The following is a 22,029-nucleotide window of genomic DNA, read 5'->3' on the forward strand; positions in this document are numbered from 1 at the left end:
CGCCCCGCCCCCTGGCGCCTCGCCCGCGACTCCTACCCCAAGCACGAGGTGAAGCAGACCCGCTTCCAGGATCTCGACACCATGGGCCATCTCAACAACGTCGCGTTCGCGGCGCTGTTCGAGGACGCGCGGGTGCGCATGAACCAGCAACTCGGCCGGGTGAGCCGCGGAAAGATGGCGGAAGGCTCGTTCCGCGCTGTCGTCGCGCGAAACGAGATCAACTACCTCGCGGAAGGCAGTTTTCCCGAGGATGTGGAGATCGCAATCGGCATCGGCCGCATCGGCAACCGCAGCTTCGACATGCTGTCCGCCGCCTTCCAGTCGGGGCAGTGTATCGCCACGTGCGACACGACGATCGTGATGACCGACCCCAAGGGCGAGAGCCTGCCCGCCGACTTTGTTGAACGCCTCAAGGCAGTGCAACTAACAAGCCAGTGATCACCCGTCGTGCCGGCCTAGTGCCGGCATCCAGTCATCCACGAACGCTCAGCGTCGGAAATGCCGCGCCTTGGATGCCGGGAAAAGCCCGGCATGACGCATACGGAAAGGTGCCGCGAACACCCGGCCTGAGCGTTCGCGGCACCTTGGATCCCGGGTCAAGCCCGGGATGACGTTCCGTCTGCGGTCAGCTTCAGCCCTTGCCGCGCAGCGTGCCCAGCGTCGCCAGCCCCAGCACGCCGACCAGCGCCGCGGTCGCCCACGGGCGCTCCTTGGCGAACGCCTTGGCCTGTCCCACAACCTGGGGCTGGCCATCGACGCCCGGCGCCATCGCCTTCTGCACCGAGCCCTTGAGCTGGTCGAACATGCCGCCCGCCTGCATCGAGCGATCGTTGGTCGCCGCGCCGGCGGTTTCCTTGACCTTGCCCGTGACGGTGTTGACGTCGGCGGTGAGTGCGTCTGCCATGATGATAACTCCCGTGTTTGATGGATCGGGAGAGACAACCGACGGGCAGGCCTTTTGTGCCGCGGCGGCCCCAACAACACGCGCGTCATCCCCGCCTCCGCGGGGATGACGGTGTCAGGTGGCCGTCAATCCACGAACACAGCCGCGCGCTTCTCCATATTCGCCTTCACCGCCTCGACCTGATTGGGCGAGCGCATCAGCTTGATCTGCTCGTCGCTTTCGCCCTGCAGCATAGTCGCGGTATCGCCATCGGCCATCAGGTTGATCAGCCGCTTCGACGCCTTCACCGCATCGGGATTGCGTCCGGCGATCTCACGCGCCAACTCGAACGCTGCCGCGCGCGGGTCATCCGTCAGCCGCGTCACGAAGCCGTAGCGTTCGGCCTGCTCCCCGGTGAACTCGCGCGCGCTATAGGTGAGGTCACGCAACACATCGTCGCGCGCCAGCGTGCGCCATAGCGCCAGCCCCGCCATGTCCGGCACCAGCCCCCAATAGGTCTCCCGGATCGACATGCGCGTATCCGGCCGCGCAATGCGGACACACGCGCCGGACATGATCTGGAAGCCGCCGCCCAGCGCCACGCCATGCACCGCCGCAATCACCGGCATCGGCAGCGTGCGCCAGCCCCAGGCGACGTTCTGCGCGGTGTTCGCCACGCCATGGCTGCGCGCCCCCAGGTCATTGCCCGATCCGCCGCCCGCCATCGACGCCATGTCAAGCCCCGCGCAGAACGCCCGCCCCTCGCCCGACAGCACGGCGACGCGCACGTCCTTCATCCCTGCCAGCTTCTCGATCGCCGTGTTGATCCCCGCGAACATGGCGGGGTCGAGCGCGTTCATCTTGTCCGGCCGGTTCAGCCGCACATCGGCGATGCCGTTTTCCACGCTGACCGAAACGCGCTCTTCCATCTTGCCTCTCCCGCAAATTGATACGATCGGCTTAGATGAGCATCGTGCAAGCGGCAATGCCAAGTGCGATGTTGCACCGCAGCAATCGGGATGTATCAGCGCGCCCATGAAGATCGAAAATGCATTGAGCGACTTGCCGGGCATGGAGGACGTGCGCTTCGGCGGGCACGGCGGACGGCTGGGCATCGGCTACCACGCGCATGGGGACGATTGGTGCGAACTGTCGCTGCCTTATCGCGAGGACATGATTGGCGACGAGGAATCGGGAGTGATCGCATCGGGCCCGATCTTCGCGCTCATGGACATCGCCACCAGCCTCGGCACGATGCGCAAGCTCGGCAAGTTCGTGCCCCACGCCACGCTCGACCTGCGCATCGACTATCTCCGCCCCGCCAAGCCCGGCCACACGGTGATTGGCCATGGTGAATGCTACGCCATCAAACGCTCGATCGCCTTCGTCCGCGGCCAAGCGCATGACGGCGATCCCAATGATCCCGTCGCCCACGTCTCGGGCACCTTCATGTTCCTGGGAGAAGGTGCATGAAGCTGCCACCGTACGCCGATCTGCTCGGCGCCACGTTGCAATGGGAAGACGGCTTGCCGGTGCTGGCGATGCCGTTCAGCGCCGATGTGCTCGGCCGACCCGGCTTCGTCCAGGGCGGCGCGATTACTGGGCTGATCGAGGTAGCGGCGCTCGCCGCGCTCGGCCACCAGCTGGCCGGCGAGGGTGGCGGCCGCGTCAAGCCGATCAACGTCACGATCGACTTCATGCGCGGCGGGCGCGAGCGCGTCACCTATGCCGCGGGCACCGTCACTCGCCTTGGCAACCGCATCGCCAATGTTGAGGCGATCGCCTGGCAGGAGGGCCGCGACAAGCCGATCGCCTCGGCGCGGATGAACTATCTCATCGCGCGGGGGTGAGACGGATCATCCGCCCCTGCGACCCCTGCGCGCCATCCTCCAGCACGTAGATCGCGCCATCGGGCGCCTGCTCCACTTCGCGGATGCGGGCGCCCATGTCCCATTGATCGCCCTTCTTCGCATTGGTGCCGTTAAGATCGACTCGCACCAGCGCCTGCGACGATAGCCCGCCAATGAACGCATCGCCCTTCCATTGCGGGAACAGGTCGCCCGAATAGATCATCAGCCCGCCGGGCGAGATTACCGGCGTCCACCAAACCTTGGGCGCCTCAAAGCCGTCACCGGGCTGGTGATCGGGGATCGGACGGCCGTCATAATGATCGCCGTTCGACACTTTGGGATAGCCGTAATTGCGGCCCGGCAGGACGAGGTTGAGCTCGTCGCCGCCCTTTGGCCCCATTTCCTGCTCCCACAGATTGCCTTGCGCATCGAACGCGATACCGAGCAGGTTGCGATGGCCGTAGCTCCACACCGCTGGGTTGAAGCCTTTCGCCGTGAGTGGACTGCGCGGCGCCGGCTTGCCATCAGGCGTCAACCGCAGCACCTTGCCCAGAGTTGCCCTCGGGTCCTGCGCGGGATCGAACTTCTGCCGCTCACCGTTGGTGAAGAACAGATACTTGCCGGCCGGGGAAAAGGCGATGCGGCCAGAATAATGGCCGTTTCCTTCCACGAAGGGGGTGGCGCGGAACAGCACTTCGATCTGCCGCAATTTTTCCGCACCGACAGTCGCATCGTCCAGCACGCCGCGGGCCAGCACCACGCCCTTGCCGCCCGGCCCGGTCGCTGCCCAGCTGAGATAGACCCGCTTCGACTTCGCGAAATCGGGCGCGAGCACCACGTCCATCAACCCGCCCTGACCGGCTGTATCAACGGTCAGCGTCGCGATCGTGCTCCGCGCCTTGCCATCCGCCGAGACGAGCAGTAGCCGGCCGTCCTTCTCGGTCACCAGCATGCGCTTGTCGGGCAGAAACGTCATCGCCCAGGGGGAGTCGAAATCGGCCACCACCGTTTCGACGAACGGCTTGCCGGTGGCGGCGGGCGCCGCGGCTGCGCTGGCCTGCGGCTCGGCGGAACAGGCGGTGGCACCCAGCAGGGCGGCGACGAACAGGCTGCGCGCGATCACGATCACTCCTCGAAACGGACAGGATCATAGCGTCGCATCGGCACAGCGGTTCCGCAAGCGACCATGCTTCCGTCGCCCCGGGCTTGATCCGGGGTCCCGGTGCCTCCTCGATGGCTAACAAGAAGTGGGTTCCTGGGTCACGCCCCGACTGACGAAGGCGGTTCAGCTTCGCTCGATCCCGTTGTAAACGCTCGACCAACTCCCTCGAAAGCACCTGACCGCACAATGCCCGGAATGAAGCACGAACGCCTGTATCTCGCCCCTGTCGTCGGCGTGGACGAGGCGGGTCGCGGGCCGCTCGCCGGCCCGGTGGTCGCCGCAGCGGTGATCCTGCCGGCCAAGGGCGTGCCACGCGGGATCGACGATTCAAAGAAGCTCCCCGCCACCGAACGCGCTCGCCTGTGCGCGCGCCTCACTGATTGTGCGATCGTCGGCATCGGCATCGTGGAGGCGGAGGAGATCGACGCGCTCAACATCTATTGGGCGACGATGAAGGCGATGACGCTGGCGGTGGATCAAGTCGCCGCCACGCTCGGCTGCGCGCCAGGCCATGTGCTGGTCGACGGCAACCGCCTGCCGCGCTGGGGTTATGCCGCGACACCGATCGTCGGCGGGGATGCGCTGAGCCGCTCGATCGCGGCCGCGTCGATCGTCGCCAAGCACACGCGCGATTCGATCATGCTGCGGCACCATGATTCGTATCCGCACTACGATTGGGCCTCCAACAAAGGCTATGGCGCCCCCGCCCACCGCCGCGCATTGGCCGAACATGGCCCCTCGCCGCTCCACCGTCGCAGCTTCGCACCGGTCGCGCAGACGGTTCTTCCGCTCTGAGTCTTTTGCGCCACACCCAAGGTCTTGAGTCCGCCGCGCGCGGTTGACTCAACATCTGGAAACGGCCGCAACATGTTCCGCCGCGTTCACGAAATCGCAGGCTTTGCCGTTAACCATTGAGCGCTTGACGGCGAGTCCACCGTGCGGCGACGGTCGCGTGCGAGAAGGGGGAACGCATGACTGTTATCGAGAAGACGCGTGTGCGTCGCGCCCCGACCAAGGGGCTTGCCAAGCCATTGCCGGCAGCCATGGAGCTGCCGCTGGACCGTATCCTGACCGGCGATTGCATTGCGCAGATGCGTGCGTTGCCTGACAAGTCGGTCGACATGATCTTCGCCGATCCGCCGTACAACCTGCAGCTCGGCGGTGAGCTGTTCCGTCCGGACGGCAGCCATGTCGATGCGGTGACGGACGATTGGGACAAGTTTGACACCTTCGCCACCTATGACGCCTTCACCCGCGCATGGCTGGCCCAGGCGAATCGTATTCTGAAGGATAACGGCACGATCTGGGTGATTGGCAGCTATCACAACATCTTCCGCGTTGGCGTAGCGGTGCAGGATCTGGGCTTCTGGATCCTCAACGACATTGTGTGGCGCAAGAACAACCCGATGCCCAATTTCCGCGGCACGCGCTTCACCAACGCGCATGAAACGCTGATCTGGGCATCCAAGGGCGAGAAGGCGAAATACACCTTCAACTATCGCTCCATGAAGACGCTAAACGACGAGATCCAGATGCGCTCCGATTGGGAATTCCCAATCTGCGGCGGGCAGGAGCGATTGAAGGGCGCCGACGGGCACAAGGTGCATCCGACGCAGAAGCCCGAGGCGTTGCTGTATCGCGTGCTGCTCGCCTGCACCAAGCCCGGCGATGTGGTGCTCGATCCGTTCTTCGGCACCGGCACGACCGGCGCGGTGGCCAAGCGGCTCGGTCGCCGCTGGATCGGGATCGAGCGCGAGAACGTGTATATCGAGGCGGCGCAGGCCCGCATCGACGCCGCGCTGCCGCTCGACGAATCCGCACTGCGCACGATGCAGAGCCCCAAGCAGCAGCCCAAGGTGGCGTTCGGCGTACTGGTCGAGAACAGCTATCTGCCCGCCGGCAGCGTGTTGGTCGACGCTAAGCGCCGCTTCCGCGCGACCGTCTGCGCCGACGGCAGCCTGGCAAGCGACTGCGGCTCCAGCGGCTCGATCCACAAGCTGGGTGCTACATTGCAAGGCGCGCCGACCTGCAACGGCTGGAGCTTCTGGCATTACGAGGTGGACGGCGCGCTGAAGCCGATCGACACGGCGCGTCAGACGTATCTGCTCGCCACGCAGGTCTAAACCGGCTGCTCAGGCGTGCGCCACCCAGCCGCGCCAGGTAAAAGCCGCGTAGAACAGCTCCACCGCGCCGAAACCGCCGGCCCGCAGGATCGCCTCGTCCTCCGCCGGATCGAGCATCGCGACGTTCGCCGCGACGGCGGCGCGTGCGCCAAGCGCCTGTTCCTGTTCTACCCCTGACGCGATCGCAAAGGCGGCGTAGCGATCGAGCCAGCGATCGCGCGCGCGCCCTTGCGGGAAGCTGCCGTGCATCGCGACGAACGGCGCACCGGGGCGCAGTCGGCGGTGGATCTGCCGCACCGTCCGCTCGCGCTCGGCGGCCGGCAGGAAGTGCAGCGTCAACAGGCACGTCGCGGCATCGAACGGGCCATCCGGAGCATCGTCGATGTAACCCTGCACCAGCTCGACCCGCGCCATCTGCGGCCCCAGCAACCGCTCAGCCGCGCGCAGCATCTCGCCCGCGGGATCGACCCCGACGAACGACCAGCCGGGATGCGCTTCGACCAGCGCCTTGAGCTCCAGCCCGCCGCCCGCACCGAGCACCAGCACCCGGGCATCGGCCGGTGCCGCCTCGCCGAGCAGCAGCGCCGTCATACGATGAACCGCTCCCAAACCCGGCACGAAACGGCGCGGACCATCGGCATAGCGGGCGGCAGCGGCGGGGTCGTCGAACGCCTTGATGAAATCGATCGGGTCTGAATCAGCCATGGTGAACTCCGCTGGCATGGGGCCGCGCCTTCAGGCGGCGGTGGAAATCGGCGGTGAGCGCTGCAAGCGTAACGTCATCGAACGACGCGAGCAGGATCGCCTCTGCTTCATCAAAGGCCTGGTCCAGCGCGGCATTGACCGCCTGCTCGACTAAGCAATCAGGTGCCTCGCTCCGATTGCCGATGGCGAGCAACCTCGGCGCACCAAGCGCATCGTACACGTCACGCAGCGTTACGGCCGCGAGGTCGCAGGCAAGCGTCCAGCCGCCCCCATGTCCCTTTTCCGATCGCACCAGACCACGCTCGCGCAGCCCCGCGAGAATGCGGCGGATGACGACCGGATTGGTCTGCATGGCGCGGGCGAGCGTCTCTGACGTGGCGGGGCCGTCCCGCTCGGCAAGATGAAGCAGGATGTGGAGGACACCCGAAAGGCGACTATCGCGAATCACGTAACTTTGATTGTTACTTATAATACGAGCAGTCAATCCGTTGCGCACGTGTCGCGCAGGCTGATGCCGTCCCAACCGCTCGCAAGGTCCCTGCCGCAGGGCCGCCATACCTTGCCGCTTGGTTCCTGCTGCCCCAAGAACGGGGCCAGTCTCGCGGGAAGCTCTTCATGCACCTTCGCCCTGTTCAGTTCGTCGATGCGCCGTTCGCCTATCCCGATGGGGCAGTGGCGCGGCTTGCCGGGGGGATGCAGTGGTTCGCTGCCTACGAGGTGATCGACGGCGGCGCGAAGCGGGTATTGCCGGTAGCCGACATACCCGCGCTGGGCGGGCGCGCCGCGGCGCTCCATGCGCGCTTCACTGCGCCCCGGCCACCGCTGATGCTGGGTGAGCGCACGCTGCGCTTCGACCAGCCCGTCGTGGCGGCGATCCTCAACATGACGCCCGACAGTTTCTCGGACGGCGGCACGCACCATGACGATCCCGCCGCGGCGGCGGCGGCCGGGATGACGATGGCAGGTGCCGGCGCCGCGCTGATCGATGTCGGCGGCGAATCAACGCGCCCCGGCGCAGCGCAGGTGTGGGAAGAGGATGAGGCCAAGCGCGTGGTGCCGGTGATCGAACGGCTCGCAACCGCCGGTGCGCTCGTCTCGATCGACACACGCAAGGCGCTGGTGATGGAGCGCGCGCTCGCCGCCGGTGCGGCCATCGTCAACGACGTCTCGGCGCTGCTGTGGGATAAGCGCGCCGTTGAGATCGTGGCGCACGCCGCTTGCCCGGTGATCATCATGCATTCGCCCGATCCCGAGAAAGGGGGCCATGGCAGCGGCGGCTACCGCAACGTCGCGACGGACGTGTTCGATTGGCTGGAGACGCGTGTCGATGCGCTGGTCGCCGCCGGGATCGAGCGCACGAAGATCATCGTCGATCCGGGGATCGGCTTCGGCAAGTCGCTCCACGACAATCTCGCGCTGATCAACGCGCTAGCCATGTTCCACGGACTCGGCTGCCCGGTGATGCTCGGCGCCAGCCGCAAGCGGCTGATCGGGGCCTTGTCGAACGAGGCACCGGTGACCGAGCGGCTCGGCGGATCGGTTGCGCTGGCGTTGAAGGGTGCCGACGCGGGCGTGCAGCTGCTGCGCGTCCACGACGTGGCCGAGACGGTGCAGGCGCTACGCATATGGCGCGGCTTGCGCGACCGTGCGTTCGTCGGCTGACGGGAGGAGAACCCATGCGGATCGCCGTGTTCGGCAGCAAGGCCTATGATCGCCGCTTCCTGACCGCGGCAAACCAGGCCTCTTGTCACGACCTCACCTTCGTCGAGCCGCGGCTGGACGACGCGACCGCGGTGCTGGCAGCCGGCTTCCCGGCGGTGTGCGTGTTCGTCAACGACCGGCTCGATGCGGCGGTGCTGGAGGTGCTGGCGGCCGGCGGCACGCGCTTCGTTGCGCTGCGCTGCGCCGGCTACAACAATGTCGACCTGCGCGCCGCCGAGCGGCTCGGCATCGCCGTGGTGCGTGTCCCCGCTTACTCACCGCATGCCGTGGCGGAATTCACTGTCGGGCTGATGCTGGCGCTCGATCGCAACATCCACCGCGCCTGGGCGCGGGTGCGCGAGAACAATTTCGCGCTCGATGGCCTTATCGGCCGCAACCTCCACGGCCGCACTGTCGGCGTGATCGGCACCGGACAGATCGGTGCGCTGGTGGCGCGCAGCCTGCGCCTTGGTTTCGGCTGCGACGTCCTGGCGAGCGACGTGGCGCCCGATCCGGCGCTGGAGGCGATCGGCGTCACCTACACCGATCCAACCGATCTGCTGGCGCGCAGCGGCCTGGTGACGCTGCACTGCCCGCTGACCCCGGCGACGCGCCACATCATCGATGCGGCGGCGATCGCCCGCGCGCGCGACGGGCTGATGATCGTCAACACCAGCCGCGGCGCGCTGATCGATACCGCCGCGCTGATCGAGGGGCTGAAGACGCGCAAGCTCCGCGGCGTCGCGCTCGACGTGTACGAACAGGAGGCCGACCTGTTCTTCGAGGATCTGTCAAACGAGATCGTCCAGGACGATCTGTTCCAGCGGCTGCTCACCTTCCCCAATGTGATCGTCACCGGGCACCAGGCCTTCCTCACCGAGGAAGCGCTGACCGCTATCGCTGAGGCGACGCTTGCCAGCCTATCGGACGCAGAGGCTGGGCGCGCGTTGCAGCATCGCATCGGTCCCGAGGTGATCCGCAGCGGGCCGCCGCGCTGATGTGTGTCGTCGCGCTCGCCTGGGCTGCGCATCCACGCTGGCGGCTGGTGGTCGCGGGCAATCGTGACGAGTTCCACGCACGCGCCGCCGCTCCGCTTGCGCGCTGGGAGGATGCACCGGGCGTGCTGGCCGGGCGCGATCTGGTGTCCGGCGGCGGCTGGATTGGTGTGTCGGAGGCGGGGCGCTTCGCCGTCGTCACCAACGTCGCCGGTCACCCGCGCGGCGAGGGGTCGCCCTCACGCGGCGCGCTCGTCGCCGATTTCCTGCGCGCCGGCCGCCTGCCCGGGGATGACGCGCTCGCCGCATTCGGCGGGTTCAGCCTGATGACGATCGGCGCCGATGCAGACTTCCGCACCAACCAGCCCGAGCCCGCGCGCCACCCGCTCGCCCCCGGTCTGCACGGCATCTCCAACGGTCCGCTCGATCCGCCCTGGCCACGCACCCGCACGCTGACCGCCGCGCTGAACGATTGGCTGGCCGCGGACCGCCCGGTCGACGCCTTGCTCGACCTGCTCGGCGACGAAGAACCGGCGGTTGCCGGCGAGCGCCCGGTGTTCATCCGCGACCCGGTTTACGGCACGCGGTGCAGCACGGTGATCGCCGTGGATGCGGAGGGCAACGGCACGATCATGGAGCGGCGCTTCGGCCCTTCGGGCGCATCCGACGGCGAGACGCGCCTCACCTTCACATGGCGCTAGTCTGCCCCTCCACACTGTTGCGCCGGCCATAGAGGAAATAGATCGCCAGCCCGATCAGGTTCCAGATCACGAAACGGCCGATCGTCGACGAAGGCAGGCTGAACAGCAAATACAGGCACCCGACGATCGCCAGCGTTCCGACCAGGAACGGCGCGGGGCAGCGGAACAGCCGCTCCGCATCGGGCGCCCGCTTGCGCAGCACCATCAGGCACGCGCCGACTGCGATGAATGCCAGCAGCGTCCCGGCATTGGCCAGTTCCGCGATCTCGTCGAGCCGGAAGATCCCCGCCACGATCGCGATGGAGGCCCCCGTCAGCAGCGTGATCAGCGTCGGCCCGCCGGACCGCTCACTCACCTTGGCCAGCCGCCGCGGCAGCAGCCCGTCGCGCGCCATGGTGAAGAAGACGCGGCTCTGGCCGTACATCATCACCAGGATCACCGAAGGGAGCGCGATGATCGCAGCCAGCGCGATCAGGTGCGCGGCCAGCGGCTGATCGAGCCCGCGCAGCACCAGCGCCAGCGGCTCGGGCGAATTGGCGAGCTGCAGGAACGGCAGCGCGCCGATCGCCGCCACTGCGACCAGCATATAGACGAGCGTACACACCACCATCGAACCGACGATTCCGATCGTCAGGTCGCGCCCCGGGTTCTTCGCCTCCTCCGCGGAGGTCGCCACCGTGTCGAAGCCATAAAAGGCGAAGAACACGATCGCCGCGGCGGCCATCACGCCGCGCTTCTCGCCGCCGATTTCGGTCGATCCGAAGCCATAGGGCATGAACGGCTGGAGATTGTCGGCATTGAACGCCGGCAGCGCAAAGGCGATGAACACGGCGAGCGCGGTCAGCTTGATGATCACCAGCACGATGTTCAGCGTCGCGCTCTCCCGCGTACCCGCGATCAGCAGCCCCATTACCGACAATGCCACCAGCACCGCCGGCAGGTTGATGATCCCCCCGTCATGCGGCCCGCTCAGCAGCATCGGCGGCAGCGCCACGCCGGCCGACTGGATCCATCCGACCAGATAGCCCGACCAGCCCACCGCCACCGTCGCGCAGGCGAGCGAATATTCGAGGATCAGGCTCCACCCGACGATCCACGCCAGCGCCTCGCCCAGCGCGGCATAGCTGAAGGTATAGGCACTGCCCGCCGCCGGGATCATCGTCGCCAGCTCGGCATAGGCCAGCGCCGCACAGGCGCACACCGCGCCGGCGATGGCAAAGGCCAGGATCACCGCCGGCCCCGCGCGCTCGGCACCGACGCCGGTCAGCGTGTAGATACCCGTGCCGACGATCGCCCCGACCCCCAGCGCGATCAGATGCGGCCAGGACAAGGTCTTGGCGAGCTTGTGCCCCGCATCATGCCGAGTCACCGACTCGAGCGACTTGCGTGGACCGAACATTCATTTCCCCCAGTAACGTCTGTGACCAACCGTGCCGTGTCGCGGGCCGTCCCGCAACCGCTGTCGCGCGCCGGATTGCCCCGCCTGCCCGACTCATGTCATCCTGCCTGCCGCATCGAACCGGGGATCTCGCCATGTCGACCGCCGCGCTCATCGTGCCGAACCGTTTCTCGATCATCACGATCGCCGCGCCCGACGCCGCCGCGCCAGTGTGGAACGCACGCCTGCTCTGGCCCAGCCAGGGGGATCAGCATGTCGCGCTGGCGGGCGGCGCGCGGCGCAGCATCTGGGCGGCGCAGCTCGACGCGGCGGTGATGCGCGCCGATCGGGCTGTCGTGCTGGTGGCGGAGGGGATCGGCTGCCACGCCGCCTCCTGGTGGGCGCGGCTGTCGCCCGCCAGTTACGTATCGCGGGTCGCCGGCGCGCTGCTGTTCGATCCGCCGCCCGAGAACGCGCCGGACCGAAACAGCTTCGCCTCGCCCGCGATCGCCCTGCCGTTCCCGTCGTTGATCCTGTCGGCCGAGGCGTCGCCCCTCGGGGACGGAGCAATCGAAAGCTGGGGCAGCCGGCTGATCGACGGCCATCGCCAGCGCGTGGGTGACGTGCGACCGTGGCGCAGCGCACAGCGGCTCGTCGAACGCATTACCGCCAAGGTGATCCAGCGCGATGTCGAACGCGTCTTCGCGCTCAACCCGCTCGCTCGCCGCTGAACCCACAAGCACCTCGAAAAGATCTCCGACTCGTTCCAGGCGTGGCGAATGAGATCGACGCATCGGCATCGATTACTCCTGAGCGATACGGACCGCCCCGCATGAGATCGTCGCGGGATCGGGCAGCGCCCTGCCTTCAGCAAATTGTTGCCCTCCTTCGCCCCCCTCGCTAACCGCCGGAAATGGCGCAGGTGGGCATCATCATGGGCTCGACTTCCGATTGGGAGACGATGCAACACGCGGCCGAGACGCTTGACGCGCTCGGCGTGGCTTACGAAACACGCGTGGTTTCCGCGCATCGCACCCCGCAAAGGTTGTACGACTATGCCGCCGGTGCCGCCGATCGCGGGCTGAAGGTGATCATCGCTGGTGCTGGCGGCGCTGCGCATCTGCCGGGCATGGCCGCCGCCATGACTCACCTGCCGGTACTCGGGGTTCCCGTTCAGTCCAAGGCGCTCAAGGGCATGGATAGCCTGCTTTCGATCGTCCAGATGCCGGGCGGTATCCCAGTCGGCACGCTGGCGATCGGGAAGCCCGGCGCGATCAACGCCGCCTTGCTTGCCACCGCGATCCTGGCAACCGCCGACGATGCTGTCGCAGAGCGACTTAAGGCGTGGCGCGCGGCGCAGACCGACAGCGTGGCGGAGCGTCCCGAATGACTCCGCTGCCGCCCGGGTCGACGATCGGCATTCTCGGCGGCGGCCAGCTTGGCCGCATGATCGCCTCGGCGGCGGCGCAACTCGGCTATCGCACTCACGTTCTCGCGCCCGATCGCGAAAGCGTCGCCGCGCAGACCGCGTCGTCGCTGACTCGCGCCGATTACCACAACCGCATCGTCCTCGCCGATTTCGCCGCGCAATGCGACGTGGTCACCTATGAGTTCGAGAATATCGCGGTCGAACCGGTCGCGTGGCTGGGCGACCGCGTGCCGGTCCACCCTTCTCCTGTCAGCCTACGCGTGGCGCAGGATCGGTTGGCGGAGAAGGCGTTCGTCGCTGATCTCGGCGGCACCCCGGCGCGCTGGGCCGCCGTGGATTCCCGCGCTGCGCTCGACGCCGCCATCGCCACGATTGGCACGCCCGCTGTGCTCAAGACCACGCGCATGGGCTATGACGGCAAAGGCCAGGCGCGATTGATGAGCGCAGCGGACGCCGATGCGGCGTGGGAGGCGGTCGGCGGCCCCGCCGTGCTGGAAGCGTTCGTTACCTTCACCCATGAGTTCTCGATTTTGCTGGTCCGCGACCATCACGGCAACATGGTCAGCTATCCGCCGCCGTGGAATGAGCATGCCGATGGTATCCTCGCACGCTCGACCGTGCCCGCACCGGCACCCATCGCGGCGCACTGGACCCAAGCCGCAGCGCTCACCGGCCGCATCGCCGATGCGCTCGGGCATGTAGGCATGTTGACCTGCGAGTTCTTCGCCACTGCAGACGGCCCGGTGTTCAACGAGATGGCACCGCGGGTGCACAATTCGGGGCATTGGACGATCGAGGGCGCGGTCACCTCGCAGTTCGAGAATCACGTCCGCGCGATCTGCGGCCTGCCCCTGGGCGACACGGGCCTTACCGGCACCGCGGTGACGATGGAGAACCTGATCGGCGAAGAGGCGGACTGTTGGGCCGAGCTATTGGCGGAGCCGGGCGCCCACCTCCACCTCTACGGCAAGCGCGAGAGCCGGCCGGGCCGCAAGATGGGCCACGTCACCCGCGTCACCCGCTGAGCACCCGGCCCCATCTGCCAGCGCGCGGCAGTCCCATGGAGGCCAATAGCTCACGCGAAGACGCGAAGAGGACAGTAGCCGCCGCATGCGTCACGCATCTCGCGGCCATCTGTGCCGCGCATCGCGAGCGCCGAAGCACAACACCTCTGCGTCCTTTGCGCCTCTGCGCGCACAAGTTCTCTGTTCCTTAGGTTTGATCCGCCTGATCTGAAGCAGCGCCGCGAAGGCCGGGACGCAGCTGCGCGGCCGGGGGTAACTGCCGGTGAGCGTTCCACCCTCAATCCTCCAACTGGACCCCGGCCTTTGCCGGGAAGCGGATCAAGTTGGCTGGATCAAGCTTTAGCGCGCGATCTACCCGATCAGATGGTCACGCCGGACTTGAGCCGGGCGCACATCGACTTGGCAAAGGGGCAAAGAGAAGCGGGACCCGGATTGAGGCTGGGTAACGCAGACGAAAAGGCTAGCCAATCGAGCTTCCTCTTCGCGGCTTCGCGTGAACCAAAACCCCGACAACGTACCGATCACAGTGGCTCCAGATCAGCCTGGCAACCGATAACGAAAGAGGGGCCGGCAAAGCCGACCCCTCCCACTTTCGTCAGAAAACCGACGAGAAGTCTTACATGCCCGAACCCGGACCGTAGGTGACTTCCACGCGACGGTTCTGAACCTCGCGCACGCCATCGGCGGTGTCGACGCGCGGACGGCTTTCGCCGAACGCTTCGGTCGAAATCACGCTGTCCGGGATCGCCTTCGAGCTCAGGTAAGCACGAACCGCGTCCGCACGGCGCTGCGACAGGCCGACGTTGTACGATGCGGCACCCGAACGGTCGGCGTGGCCGGCCAGCATGACCTGTGCGTTGCCGCACGACTGATACTGGGTGACGGCGTTGTCGAGGATCGACGCTGCTTCCGGCGTGATGTCCGACTTGTCCCACTCGAAGAAGACAATGAACGGACCCGGCGAGCACACCACCTCAGGCGGCGGCGGTGCAGCCGGCTCGCCGAAGTTGTAGGTCAGGCCGCCCAGGATGCTGTGCGACCGGAACCGGCCCTCGTAGCCACGGTTCAGGAAGTCGACCATCTCGACATTGTCGGCGTTGAAGAAACGATACTTCAGCGTCGCATCGAGGTTCTCGGTCAGCGGCGCGCGAACGCCGGCGATGCCCTGCCACGCGAACACGGTGTCCGAGTCGTCAAGGAAGCTGCCACGCTGGTTCAGCGCGATGCGGCTCTTCACGCGCGCCACACCGGCACCACCGCCGATGAAGCCCTGGATGCTGTCGTCGTCGCCGAAGTCGAGCATACCATTGACCATGAAGCTCAGCGCCGTCGAACGGCCGCCAGCATAGTCAAAGGTGCCCGGAGCGGCCGTCGCAACGCCCGAGCCACCGCCGAACGGGGTGCGGACAGTCGACGAATAGCCGTCGATGGTCGCCGACTTATAGGCCACTTCGGCTTCGAGGCGGAAGCCGCCGAAGTCGTAACCGGCAACGCCATCGGCATCCCAGCCGTAGTCGTGATCGACGATCGCCGAACCGTTGGTCGCTGCGGTGATATCGTAATCGATGTCCTCGACAATCATTCCACCGAACTCGGCGCCTACGTACCACGCATTGTCGCGGGCAAGTGCAGGCGAGGCGAGTGCGGTAGAAGCGAGTGCCAGAACTACGGCAAGCTTCCGCATATTAATCCCCTTTCCATGGTGTCACTACGGACAGCGCAAACTCACTATCGAAAGGATAGTTTCCACGCAAGGCGACAAAAAGAAGCTACTGTTGCACAATCACCACACCATTATGGGGCGATCAGCCCGTGCGCGCGTAGCGCGGAAAGCGCCGCGGAGAGCGCCCCGCGTGCCTCCGCATCGATCAGCGGGCCGCCCGCCGGATCCGCAATCGCGGGCTGTCGTGCGCCCAGCACGCGCATCTCGCCGATCAGCACGCCGGTCGCGCGAACTTCACCGATGACCCAGTCTGCGCCGGTGTATCGCGCCGTCATGCCGTCACTCCCGCGGACCACCGTCATCCCGGTGCGCGGCGCAATGAACCGCCAACCGCCCGCCGTCCAACCGGCCAGCGAACCGGCCCGACCTGCCCAGGCTTCGACCGGGTTGGTTCCGATGATCCAGCACGCTCCTTCGCCCGGCTCCTTTGGCGGCGTGTCGAGCCCGATCGCCACCACCACCGGTTGCACCGCCATGTCGAGCAGCGCCAGCGCTTCATTGTGGTCGACTTCCTTCTGCGCCTGGCCCGCATGAAGCAGCGGCAGGTTCAGCCGCGCGGTGTTGTCCCCGTTCATCTCTAATCCCCTCCCATTGCCAGTGTGGCCGCCGGCGACAGGCCGTGGCTCCCGATCTGCCGCACCGCGATCGCCATCGGCGTGTCTTCGCCGGCGTTGAACGTGATCGCAGCGCGCGGCTCCGCTGTTTCGATCAACTGCGTGCCCGCCGCCGACGTGATCGTCACGCGATACGCTTCGCGCTCCTCGCCAAGCGCTGCATCCACCCCGTCGCGCCACCGCCAGTCCATGCGGCTTCGCCGTCGCCAGCCAAGCGTCAGCACGCCGTCAGCAACCCGGCAGAGCAGCCGCACGGGCGCTGGCGGCAGCACCGAAGCGCCGGTGAGAACAACGTCGGCCTCCACCGGCGCCGGATCGCCCACGCCGCTCGCCATAATGCGTATCCTGCTGCCGATCTCCGCATCCACGGCCAGCGCCAACGCACTGTCACCATCCAGCAACACGAAGCGTGTTCCGGCGGCATTCGGCAGCGCCGCCGATCCCCGCCGGCCGCGCCACAATCGCGTCAACCGCCAGGCCGCGCCGCCAAGCGGCTCCGCCGCGCCGAACTGCAGTAACTCGTCCCCGACCAGCGCCAGATTGGCCCCGCGATCCAGTGCGCCGGCATCGGCATTGGCGAGCATCATTCCCTCGTGCGCCAGCACCACGTGGATGGCATTGCGCATGTCGGCCAAGGTCGTCGGCCCCGCCGCGAGCGGCGCGGCGAGCGTCCCGACAATCCCCGGCGCGGCGGTGCCGCCCGCTGGCACCCAGCTGTTTCCATCGTCCACGCTGTACTGCAACGCCGCTCGGCGCCAGCCCGCCGCCGTCCCGGCGGCCACGATCGTCACGCGCGGCAGCCCCGATCCGTCCTCGATCAGCGCCGGCGTCTCGAACGCATGGACGATCGTCCCGCCGCTCGGGGCGTCGGGCGGCCGAAGCACGCGTCCGGGTGAAGCTCGCGCAGCCAGCGTCGGCGGCGCCAGCGCCACCATGTCGATCGTGACGCCGAACCGCTCGATCGACACCGCGCTCACCCGCCACGCGCCGCCCTCGCCATCGATCGACACCACCATGCCGGGCACCACGTCGATCGCCGTCGCATCCGCGCTGATCCGCCGTGTCGTACGCCCCGCCTCGGCCCGCGTCAGCATCGCCGTCGCCGTCGCCTTCGCCCCGTCGGCCGACAGCGCCGCCGGCAGCTCGACCGCCAGTGCAGCACCGTCCGTGCCGGGCCGAGCCGCCCGCTGCACCCCCGTCTGCCAGTCCCGCTCCGGATCGTAATGGCTCACCACCAACGATCGGGGCACGCGCGCCGCCGGTGCAATCCGCCGCATCCGCCCCTCGTCCCGCAAGGTACGCGTCGGCGTCGCATCGGCCAGCATCGCCAGCCCGCCCGCAACCGGCGCGAACCACGCGCCCGACACCTCCGCCAGCGTCTCGATCACCCCGCGCGCGCTGTCGCCATAAGCGGAAAACCCCGCCAGCGGCATCGCCGGCCCCGCCCCCACCAGCACGCGATCCGCAATCTCGCGCGCGATCAAGCCCACCAGCACCGCGTCGTCGTCGGCGATCACCTCGAAGGTCAGCGAGGGGATGCGATTGCCGAACGTTTCCAGCGGCAGATCCTCGAACACCGCATAAGCGACGCCGCGATGGGCCGGCGCCAGCCCGACCCCCTCAACACTGGCGATCAGCGGATCGACCGCCTGATCCTCGCCGCCCAGGTGCAGGCGGAACCCGGTGGCAACCTTCCAATCCCCCGCCGCCCCGCGCAGCAGATTGCCGTCCGCCCAGATCCGCCCCACCCCCCGGATCACCCGCGCCGACAGTGCCACGGCGAAGCTCGCCGAATAGGCATAGGTGGTGATGTTCGGCTGCCCCTTGCCGCCGCCCTGCCGGCCGCGATGCTCGACAAGGTCGGTCGCCCAGATCACTTGCCCCGCCACCCGCATCCGCCCGAACAGGCGCGGGATCGGTTGGCCATAGCGCGAGGTCTGCACCGCGAGTTCGGTCAGCCGCGGCCCTTGCCGCCCCTTGGGCTTGAACAGCACATTGCGGTCGACCGCCTGCCCGGCCAGCCCACCCAGCGCGGCGCCGATCGGCCCGCCGACCAGCCCGCCCACCGTCGTCAGCACCAATGTCGCCATCAGCTATCTCCCAACCGCCACGCCGCAACGAGCGGCCACGGCAAAGCCCCCGGCCGCTCCACCACCCGCCGCAGCCCCGCATCGGCATGAACCAGGCCCAGCGCCGTACGCACGCCCAGGTGCAGCTGCCCCGGTCCCACCCGGCACAGCAGTACGTCGCCCGGCAGCGCCCCATCCGCCGCCGCCAGCCCGCCCCAGCATTTCCGATACGCCGTCGCGCTCCCGCAGCGCAGCGCGTAACCGCCCGGCACCGGCCCCTCATGCCCGCCCGCTCGCAGCGCCAGAGCCACCACGCCGACGCAATCGAGCCCGCTCGCCGGATCGCGCCCGTGCAACCGGAAGGGGGCGCCGACCACGCCCATCGCCGCCGCCGCGACGCGCTCACCGCGCGTCATGCGCCGGGATAGCGCGTCAGCAAGTCCATCCCCGGCAAATACGGCTCGCCACGAAAGTTCACCGCATTGCCGAACCGCGCCGCGCAGGTCGCGATCGACTTGTCGCAGCCCTCGCGCACCCGCACGAGCGTCCCCGGCGCCACCGCCAGCCCCGGCGGCGCCCGCAACGTCACGCTCGCGCCAGCGGACACCGCAATCGCCGCCTCCAGTCCGCACGCCGCCCCGCCCATCCAGCGCAGCACGCCCCCGCCATAAGCGTCGGCAACCGGCTCAGGGGTATCGAGCGTCACCACCGCGCCCTCCACCGCCACCACCCGCGCGAAACGCTCCCGCCCCGCCATCGGCACGCGGCAGCGCCGGTCGCCCAGGGTCGCGCGACACTCTGCGCTGGTCTCTTCCGTCACCGCGCGCTCCAGCGCCGCCGCCGGCCCGCGCAGCTCCGCGGTGAAGCCGTTCTCGTCAATCTCGACCGCGCCGATCGTCCCCTCGCTCAGCACGATCGGCGCCCCGCCTTGCCAGTCGACCGCCGTCACCGTCACCCGCGCGCCGTCCCAGCGCCCGGCAATCAGATCAACCTCGGTCACCGCGCTCGCGGTCAGCGCCCCCGCCGCTTCGCTCGCCGCCGGATCCAGCCCGTCCCCCCGCTCGATCGCCGCCGGCGTCATCCCCGGCGCGGCGCGATACAGCCGCCCCTCCACCGTCAGATCGCGATCATGATCGGTCAGCCCGATCCACAATCCATCGCGCCGTTCCAGCGTCCACAGCAGCGCCAGCGTTGTCACCCGGTCGCTCATGCTTCCAGCACCTCGACCAGCGGCACGCTCGCCGCCGCGCCGGCCAGAAACGTCGCCCGAGCCACGCTCAGCCGATCCTCCGCGAACCGCACCGGCACGTCGAAGTCGAAACTCGCGCTTACCACCACGCCTGTCGCGGGTGCCGCATCCAGCACCACGGTTCCCGCCGGCTCCAGCGCAAAGCCCTGCGTCGCGACCCCGTCCAGCGTCACCCGAACACTGCCCGCGACCGGCCGCGTGATCCGCCGCTCAGCGCCACCGTAATGTTTCACCAGCGGGAACCGGCGCGTCACGCCGTCGCCCGTCCCGATCACCTCGTCCGCCCCCTCGGCGTCGAACGGATCGCGCAGCCGGAACCCGCGCGCCGGCCCCATCCGCGCGCGAAAGAACGCCAGCAGCGCCGCAACGTCCGCCTCGCTGCGCACCCCAGGTCCGACGTCGTAGCGAGTCCGCGCCCCCGCCCAGCTCGCGTTGCGGCTCTCGCGCCCGCCCGCGCTCGTCACCACCGCGGTGGAGAATTCGGGCATCACCTCCGCCTCCGCGCCAAGCTCCAGCGGAAACAGCACGTCGTCGAACGCCTCCACCGCATCCTCCCCGTCCCAATAGAGAAACCCGTCGCGCAGCACCTGCGGCAGCGCCCAGACATGCACGCCGCGCACCCCGCGCGCCCGCGCGACTTCCGCCGTCGCAGCGATCAGCGGCCAATGCGCCGCCCCATCCTCCGCCCGCAGCACGAAGCCCGAGAAATAATCCTGCCGTTCCACCGGATAGCCCAGCCGCGCTTCAGCCAGCGCCACGCCATCGCGCGTCGAGGCGCTATCCCCCGCCGTGACCCAGTCGTAATCTTCCAGCTGGAGCACATCGAAAGCCGGGCTCGCCCAGCCGATCGGCAGGTTCATCCGCTTCGCCTCGGGCGCCCGCGCGTCGAGCACGGTCGGCAGAAAGGCGAGCAGCAACGTCTCGCACGCCGGATGATCCGCCCGCACCGCCGCGCACAGCGCCGCAGTGGACGCCGCCAGCACCGCCCCCGCCGCATCCAGCGTATCGCGCTGCGCCGCCGACAGCGCGCCATGCACGCTCGGCACTGCCACCGGATCGAACGCCGCCACCGCCGCCGCGTCGTAGATGCACGGCCGCCCGTCGCCCATCACCCACCACCACGGCTCGCCGACCTGGAACTTCGGCGCGAGCCCCGCCGCCACCCCGATCGCGACGAACGCCCGCGCCACCGCCTGAAGATACGCCATCGCCTGCGCATTCGCCGGCGACAGCAAGGTCGATGGCGGCACCCACCCGGTCAGCGCCGGCGAACCATCCGCCGCGCGCTGCTTCCAACCTTGCGGGCAATGCGCATCGAACAATTCGTAGGACAGCGACCAGATCAGGTCATACCCAAGCGCCGCCGCCTCTTCGGCAAACGACCGGTGCCACGCGGCACAAGGCGCGTTCAGCGCGCCCGTCACCATCAACCCACCGTTGAGCCGGAAATAGTGGCTCATCCCGACATAATGGACGATCGCCCCGCGATACCCGAGATGCAGCACATTGCGCAGCAACCTGGCCGGCGTCAGATGATAGCTGTCGTCGTAGCCGCCCGCGATCCGCAGGCCATGCTCCGGCAGCACCGCATCGCCGATGCCGATCACCGATCCCGGCCCCTCGCACCGGATCCCGCTCAGCTCCGCCCAGCCTTCCGCCGGCGCATCGAGTATCGCATCGCTCTCGTCGTAACCGGGCGCGACCAACGAGACGAACATCCGGTCGACATCCCCCGCCCACACCGGATCCGCGTCCGCCGGCAACGCAAACCCGCCGATCACGCTGGCAAAGTCGATCGACACCACCGCATCCTCCGGCGTGCCCACCGCATAATTCCACAACCGCACATGCCACACCCGCGCCGCGCCGGTCGCGTCACGCCCCTCGATCGTCAGCACCGGCCCATGCGTCTCGTCGAGCCGCCGCAGCCCCTGCGACCGCCACCGAAACGACAGCCGGCAATCGCGAAAGTCGCGCACCGTCTCATACGCCAGCAGCGGATGGTCATGCCGATCCTCCGCCTCCCAGATCAGCCCCGCCAGATCGTCGCGGCGGTAAAACACCGCATCCACCCGCAGCGCATCGGGCGCGACCGTCGTCACCGAAGCCATCATCGGCCGAGGAAAATTGACCGTCCAGAAGCGCGGATCGAACCGCGAGATCACGCCCTCGACATGATGCGGCCGCCGTGCCGCCATCAGACAATGGCCCATGTCAGTCCTCCACCCCCGCCAGCGCCGCCTTCACCGCACGCGCCACCTGCCGGCTCGATCGTGCCAGCGCCGCCGGCGCCGCCTCCGCGCTCGCATTGACGGCGATGCTCACCCGAACGTCGCGGCTCCCCCGCCCCGCCGGCGTCGGCAACACCGTCCCCGCAGCGGTCGGCACGAACAGCTCCGGCCCGCGCTCCCCCACCCAGAAC

The 22,029-nt window shown here is 68.2% G+C and carries 23 protein-coding genes and 1 pseudogene; 11 read left to right on the top strand and 13 right to left on the bottom strand.

Annotated elements, in window-relative coordinates; translation table 11 throughout:
- Nucleotides 1-438 (top strand): acyl-CoA thioesterase (locus SPHI_RS14255; RefSeq protein ID WP_332888928.1); only part of this gene is annotated, 438 nt, incomplete at its 5' end.
- A 193-nt stretch (nucleotides 439-631) separates the two neighbouring features.
- Here the strand turns inward: SPHI_RS14255 and SPHI_RS14260 are convergent.
- Both SPHI_RS14260 and SPHI_RS14265 read right to left on the bottom strand, forming a co-directional pair.
- Nucleotides 632-904: a CsbD family protein gene (locus tag SPHI_RS14260; protein WP_076745629.1), complete on the bottom strand. Its 273-nt coding sequence runs from the start codon at nucleotides 902-904 to the stop codon at nucleotides 632-634.
- Between the two features lie 125 nt (nucleotides 905-1,029).
- On the bottom strand, nucleotides 1,030-1,812 hold the full coding sequence (locus tag SPHI_RS14265) for a crotonase/enoyl-CoA hydratase family protein (RefSeq protein WP_076745630.1): 783 nt from the start codon (nucleotides 1,810-1,812) through the stop codon (nucleotides 1,030-1,032).
- Between the two features lie 106 nt (nucleotides 1,813-1,918).
- Here SPHI_RS14265 and SPHI_RS14270 point away from each other — a divergent pair, with 106 nt between their 5' ends.
- Together SPHI_RS14270 and SPHI_RS14275 are read left to right on the top strand one after the other, a co-directional pair.
- Nucleotides 1,919-2,356, top strand: a complete 438-nt coding sequence (locus SPHI_RS14270; RefSeq protein ID WP_076745631.1) for a PaaI family thioesterase — start codon at nucleotides 1,919-1,921, stop codon at nucleotides 2,354-2,356.
- Nucleotides 2,353-2,733: a PaaI family thioesterase gene (locus SPHI_RS14275; RefSeq protein ID WP_076745632.1), complete on the top strand. Its 381-nt coding sequence runs from the start codon at nucleotides 2,353-2,355 to the stop codon at nucleotides 2,731-2,733. Before SPHI_RS14270 ends, SPHI_RS14275 begins: the two co-directional genes overlap by 4 nt.
- Here the strand turns inward: SPHI_RS14275 and SPHI_RS14280 are convergent.
- Nucleotides 2,717-3,853 (bottom strand): PQQ-dependent sugar dehydrogenase, encoded by a 1,137-nt coding sequence (locus SPHI_RS14280; RefSeq protein WP_096348780.1) that lies wholly within the window; start codon nucleotides 3,851-3,853, stop codon nucleotides 2,717-2,719. The two genes, SPHI_RS14275 and SPHI_RS14280, sit on opposite strands and share 17 nt — an antisense overlap.
- 228 nt (nucleotides 3,854-4,081) lie before the next feature.
- Here SPHI_RS14280 and SPHI_RS14285 point away from each other — a divergent pair, with 228 nt between their 5' ends.
- Together SPHI_RS14285 and SPHI_RS14290 are read left to right on the top strand one after the other, a co-directional pair.
- Nucleotides 4,082-4,690, top strand: coding sequence for a ribonuclease HII (locus SPHI_RS14285; protein ID WP_076745633.1), 609 nt, complete (start codon nucleotides 4,082-4,084; stop codon nucleotides 4,688-4,690).
- Between the two features lie 176 nt (nucleotides 4,691-4,866).
- A complete protein-coding gene (locus SPHI_RS14290; protein ID WP_076745634.1) occupies nucleotides 4,867-6,018 on the top strand; it encodes a site-specific DNA-methyltransferase in 1,152 nt (383 codons plus the stop codon).
- Nucleotides 6,019-6,027: 9 nt separating this feature from the next.
- Here SPHI_RS14290 and SPHI_RS14295 read toward each other — a convergent pair whose 3' ends face one another.
- Nucleotides 6,028-6,723 (bottom strand): class I SAM-dependent methyltransferase, encoded by a 696-nt coding sequence (locus SPHI_RS14295; protein WP_076745635.1) that lies wholly within the window; start codon nucleotides 6,721-6,723, stop codon nucleotides 6,028-6,030.
- On the bottom strand, nucleotides 6,716-7,171 hold the full coding sequence (locus tag SPHI_RS14300; protein WP_076745636.1) for an Rrf2 family transcriptional regulator: 456 nt from the start codon (nucleotides 7,169-7,171) through the stop codon (nucleotides 6,716-6,718). Before SPHI_RS14300 ends, SPHI_RS14295 begins: the two co-directional genes overlap by 8 nt.
- A gap of 167 nt (nucleotides 7,172-7,338) precedes the next feature.
- On the opposite strand from SPHI_RS14300, the gene folP reads away from it, so the two are divergent.
- Genes folP through SPHI_RS14315 form a run of 3 tightly spaced genes read left to right on the top strand, consistent with a single transcriptional unit; the run spans nucleotide 7,339 to nucleotide 10,120 of the window.
- Nucleotides 7,339-8,385: a dihydropteroate synthase gene (folP, locus tag SPHI_RS14305; protein WP_076745637.1), complete on the top strand. Its 1,047-nt coding sequence runs from the start codon at nucleotides 7,339-7,341 to the stop codon at nucleotides 8,383-8,385.
- A 14-nt stretch (nucleotides 8,386-8,399) separates the two neighbouring features.
- Nucleotides 8,400-9,422 carry a 2-hydroxyacid dehydrogenase gene (locus tag SPHI_RS14310; RefSeq protein ID WP_076745638.1) on the top strand — a complete coding sequence of 341 codons (1,023 nt, stop codon included), beginning with the start codon at nucleotides 8,400-8,402 and terminating at the stop codon, nucleotides 9,420-9,422.
- A complete protein-coding gene (locus SPHI_RS14315; RefSeq protein WP_076745639.1) occupies nucleotides 9,422-10,120 on the top strand; it encodes an NRDE family protein in 699 nt (232 codons plus the stop codon). Before SPHI_RS14310 ends, SPHI_RS14315 begins: the two co-directional genes overlap by 1 nt.
- Here the strand turns inward: SPHI_RS14315 and SPHI_RS14320 are convergent.
- Entirely contained in the window at nucleotides 10,107-11,519 is a 1,413-nt protein-coding gene (locus SPHI_RS14320) for an amino acid permease (RefSeq protein ID WP_076745640.1), read from the bottom strand. The two genes, SPHI_RS14315 and SPHI_RS14320, sit on opposite strands and share 14 nt — an antisense overlap.
- Before the next feature lie 134 nt (nucleotides 11,520-11,653).
- On the opposite strand from SPHI_RS14320, the gene SPHI_RS14325 reads away from it, so the two are divergent.
- From SPHI_RS14325 to SPHI_RS14335, 3 genes are all read left to right on the top strand, one after another.
- Nucleotides 11,654-12,229 carry an alpha/beta hydrolase gene (locus SPHI_RS14325; protein ID WP_076745641.1) on the top strand — a complete coding sequence of 192 codons (576 nt, stop codon included), beginning with the start codon at nucleotides 11,654-11,656 and terminating at the stop codon, nucleotides 12,227-12,229.
- 182 nt (nucleotides 12,230-12,411) lie between these two features.
- The gene (purE, locus tag SPHI_RS14330) at nucleotides 12,412-12,888 is read left to right on the top strand and encodes a 5-(carboxyamino)imidazole ribonucleotide mutase (protein ID WP_076745642.1); all 477 of its coding nucleotides are present in this window, start codon (nucleotides 12,412-12,414) and stop codon (nucleotides 12,886-12,888) included.
- Complete coding sequence (locus tag SPHI_RS14335; RefSeq protein ID WP_076745643.1) at nucleotides 12,885-13,952, top strand: 5-(carboxyamino)imidazole ribonucleotide synthase; 1,068 nt, start codon at nucleotides 12,885-12,887, stop codon at nucleotides 13,950-13,952. Before purE ends, SPHI_RS14335 begins: the two co-directional genes overlap by 4 nt.
- A 616-nt stretch (nucleotides 13,953-14,568) precedes the next feature.
- Here the strand turns inward: SPHI_RS14335 and SPHI_RS14340 are convergent.
- The 7 genes and pseudogenes from SPHI_RS14340 to SPHI_RS14370 form a co-directional block, all read right to left on the bottom strand.
- The gene (locus SPHI_RS14340; RefSeq protein WP_076745644.1) at nucleotides 14,569-15,636 is read right to left on the bottom strand and encodes an OmpA family protein; all 1,068 of its coding nucleotides are present in this window, start codon (nucleotides 15,634-15,636) and stop codon (nucleotides 14,569-14,571) included.
- A 110-nt stretch (nucleotides 15,637-15,746) separates the two neighbouring features.
- On the bottom strand, nucleotides 15,747-16,250 hold the full coding sequence (locus SPHI_RS14345; protein ID WP_076745645.1) for a DUF2793 domain-containing protein: 504 nt from the start codon (nucleotides 16,248-16,250) through the stop codon (nucleotides 15,747-15,749).
- Nucleotides 16,251-16,252: 2 nt separating this feature from the next.
- Nucleotides 16,253-18,379, bottom strand: coding sequence for a GTA baseplate fiber-binding domain-containing protein (locus tag SPHI_RS14350; protein ID WP_076745646.1), 2,127 nt, complete (start codon nucleotides 18,377-18,379; stop codon nucleotides 16,253-16,255).
- The gene (locus tag SPHI_RS14355; protein ID WP_076745647.1) at nucleotides 18,379-18,774 is read right to left on the bottom strand and encodes a hypothetical protein; all 396 of its coding nucleotides are present in this window, start codon (nucleotides 18,772-18,774) and stop codon (nucleotides 18,379-18,381) included. Before SPHI_RS14355 ends, SPHI_RS14350 begins: the two co-directional genes overlap by 1 nt.
- A complete protein-coding gene (locus SPHI_RS14360) occupies nucleotides 18,771-19,568 on the bottom strand; it encodes a DUF2163 domain-containing protein (protein WP_076745648.1) in 798 nt (265 codons plus the stop codon). The genes SPHI_RS14355 and SPHI_RS14360 overlap by 4 nt, the downstream gene beginning before the upstream one ends.
- Complete coding sequence (locus SPHI_RS14365) at nucleotides 19,565-21,820, bottom strand: DUF2460 domain-containing protein (protein WP_076745649.1); 2,256 nt, start codon at nucleotides 21,818-21,820, stop codon at nucleotides 19,565-19,567. Before SPHI_RS14365 ends, SPHI_RS14360 begins: the two co-directional genes overlap by 4 nt.
- 1 nt (nucleotide 21,821) lies before the next feature.
- Nucleotides 21,822-22,029, bottom strand: a pseudogene (locus tag SPHI_RS14370) (tail tape measure protein); the annotation flags it as partial.

It is taken from the genome of Sphingomonas jeddahensis, from assembly GCF_001981525.1.
GTDB lineage: Bacteria > Pseudomonadota > Alphaproteobacteria > Sphingomonadales > Sphingomonadaceae > Sphingomonas > Sphingomonas jeddahensis.

Coding starts and splice junctions, on each gene's coding strand:
- purE (WP_076745642.1), top strand. CDS start 12,412: ATGGCGCAGGTGGGCATCATCATGGGCTCGACTTCCGATTGGGAGACG.
- SPHI_RS14270 (WP_076745631.1), top strand. CDS start 1,919: ATGAAGATCGAAAATGCATTGAGCGACTTGCCGGGCATGGAGGACGTG.
- SPHI_RS14320 (WP_076745640.1), bottom strand. CDS start 11,519: ATGTTCGGTCCACGCAAGTCGCTCGAGTCGGTGACTCGGCATGATGCG.
- SPHI_RS14340 (WP_076745644.1), bottom strand. CDS start 15,636: ATGCGGAAGCTTGCCGTAGTTCTGGCACTCGCTTCTACCGCACTCGCC.
- SPHI_RS14285 (WP_076745633.1), top strand. CDS start 4,082: ATGCCCGGAATGAAGCACGAACGCCTGTATCTCGCCCCTGTCGTCGGC.
- SPHI_RS14310 (WP_076745638.1), top strand. CDS start 8,400: ATGCGGATCGCCGTGTTCGGCAGCAAGGCCTATGATCGCCGCTTCCTG.
- SPHI_RS14265 (WP_076745630.1), bottom strand. CDS start 1,812: ATGGAAGAGCGCGTTTCGGTCAGCGTGGAAAACGGCATCGCCGATGTG.
- SPHI_RS14290 (WP_076745634.1), top strand. CDS start 4,867: ATGACTGTTATCGAGAAGACGCGTGTGCGTCGCGCCCCGACCAAGGGG.
- folP (WP_076745637.1), top strand. CDS start 7,339: ATGCACCTTCGCCCTGTTCAGTTCGTCGATGCGCCGTTCGCCTATCCC.
- SPHI_RS14360 (WP_076745648.1), bottom strand. CDS start 19,568: ATGAGCGACCGGGTGACAACGCTGGCGCTGCTGTGGACGCTGGAACGG.
- SPHI_RS14315 (WP_076745639.1), top strand. CDS start 9,422: ATGTGTGTCGTCGCGCTCGCCTGGGCTGCGCATCCACGCTGGCGGCTG.
- SPHI_RS14345 (WP_076745645.1), bottom strand. CDS start 16,250: ATGAACGGGGACAACACCGCGCGGCTGAACCTGCCGCTGCTTCATGCG.
- SPHI_RS14365 (WP_076745649.1), bottom strand. CDS start 21,820: ATGGGCCATTGTCTGATGGCGGCACGGCGGCCGCATCATGTCGAGGGC.
- SPHI_RS14260 (WP_076745629.1), bottom strand. CDS start 904: ATGGCAGACGCACTCACCGCCGACGTCAACACCGTCACGGGCAAGGTC.
- SPHI_RS14275 (WP_076745632.1), top strand. CDS start 2,353: ATGAAGCTGCCACCGTACGCCGATCTGCTCGGCGCCACGTTGCAATGG.
- SPHI_RS14295 (WP_076745635.1), bottom strand. CDS start 6,723: ATGGCTGATTCAGACCCGATCGATTTCATCAAGGCGTTCGACGACCCC.
- SPHI_RS14355 (WP_076745647.1), bottom strand. CDS start 18,774: ATGACGCGCGGTGAGCGCGTCGCGGCGGCGGCGATGGGCGTGGTCGGC.
- SPHI_RS14350 (WP_076745646.1), bottom strand. CDS start 18,379: ATGGCGACATTGGTGCTGACGACGGTGGGCGGGCTGGTCGGCGGGCCG.
- SPHI_RS14325 (WP_076745641.1), top strand. CDS start 11,654: ATGTCGACCGCCGCGCTCATCGTGCCGAACCGTTTCTCGATCATCACG.
- SPHI_RS14335 (WP_076745643.1), top strand. CDS start 12,885: ATGACTCCGCTGCCGCCCGGGTCGACGATCGGCATTCTCGGCGGCGGC.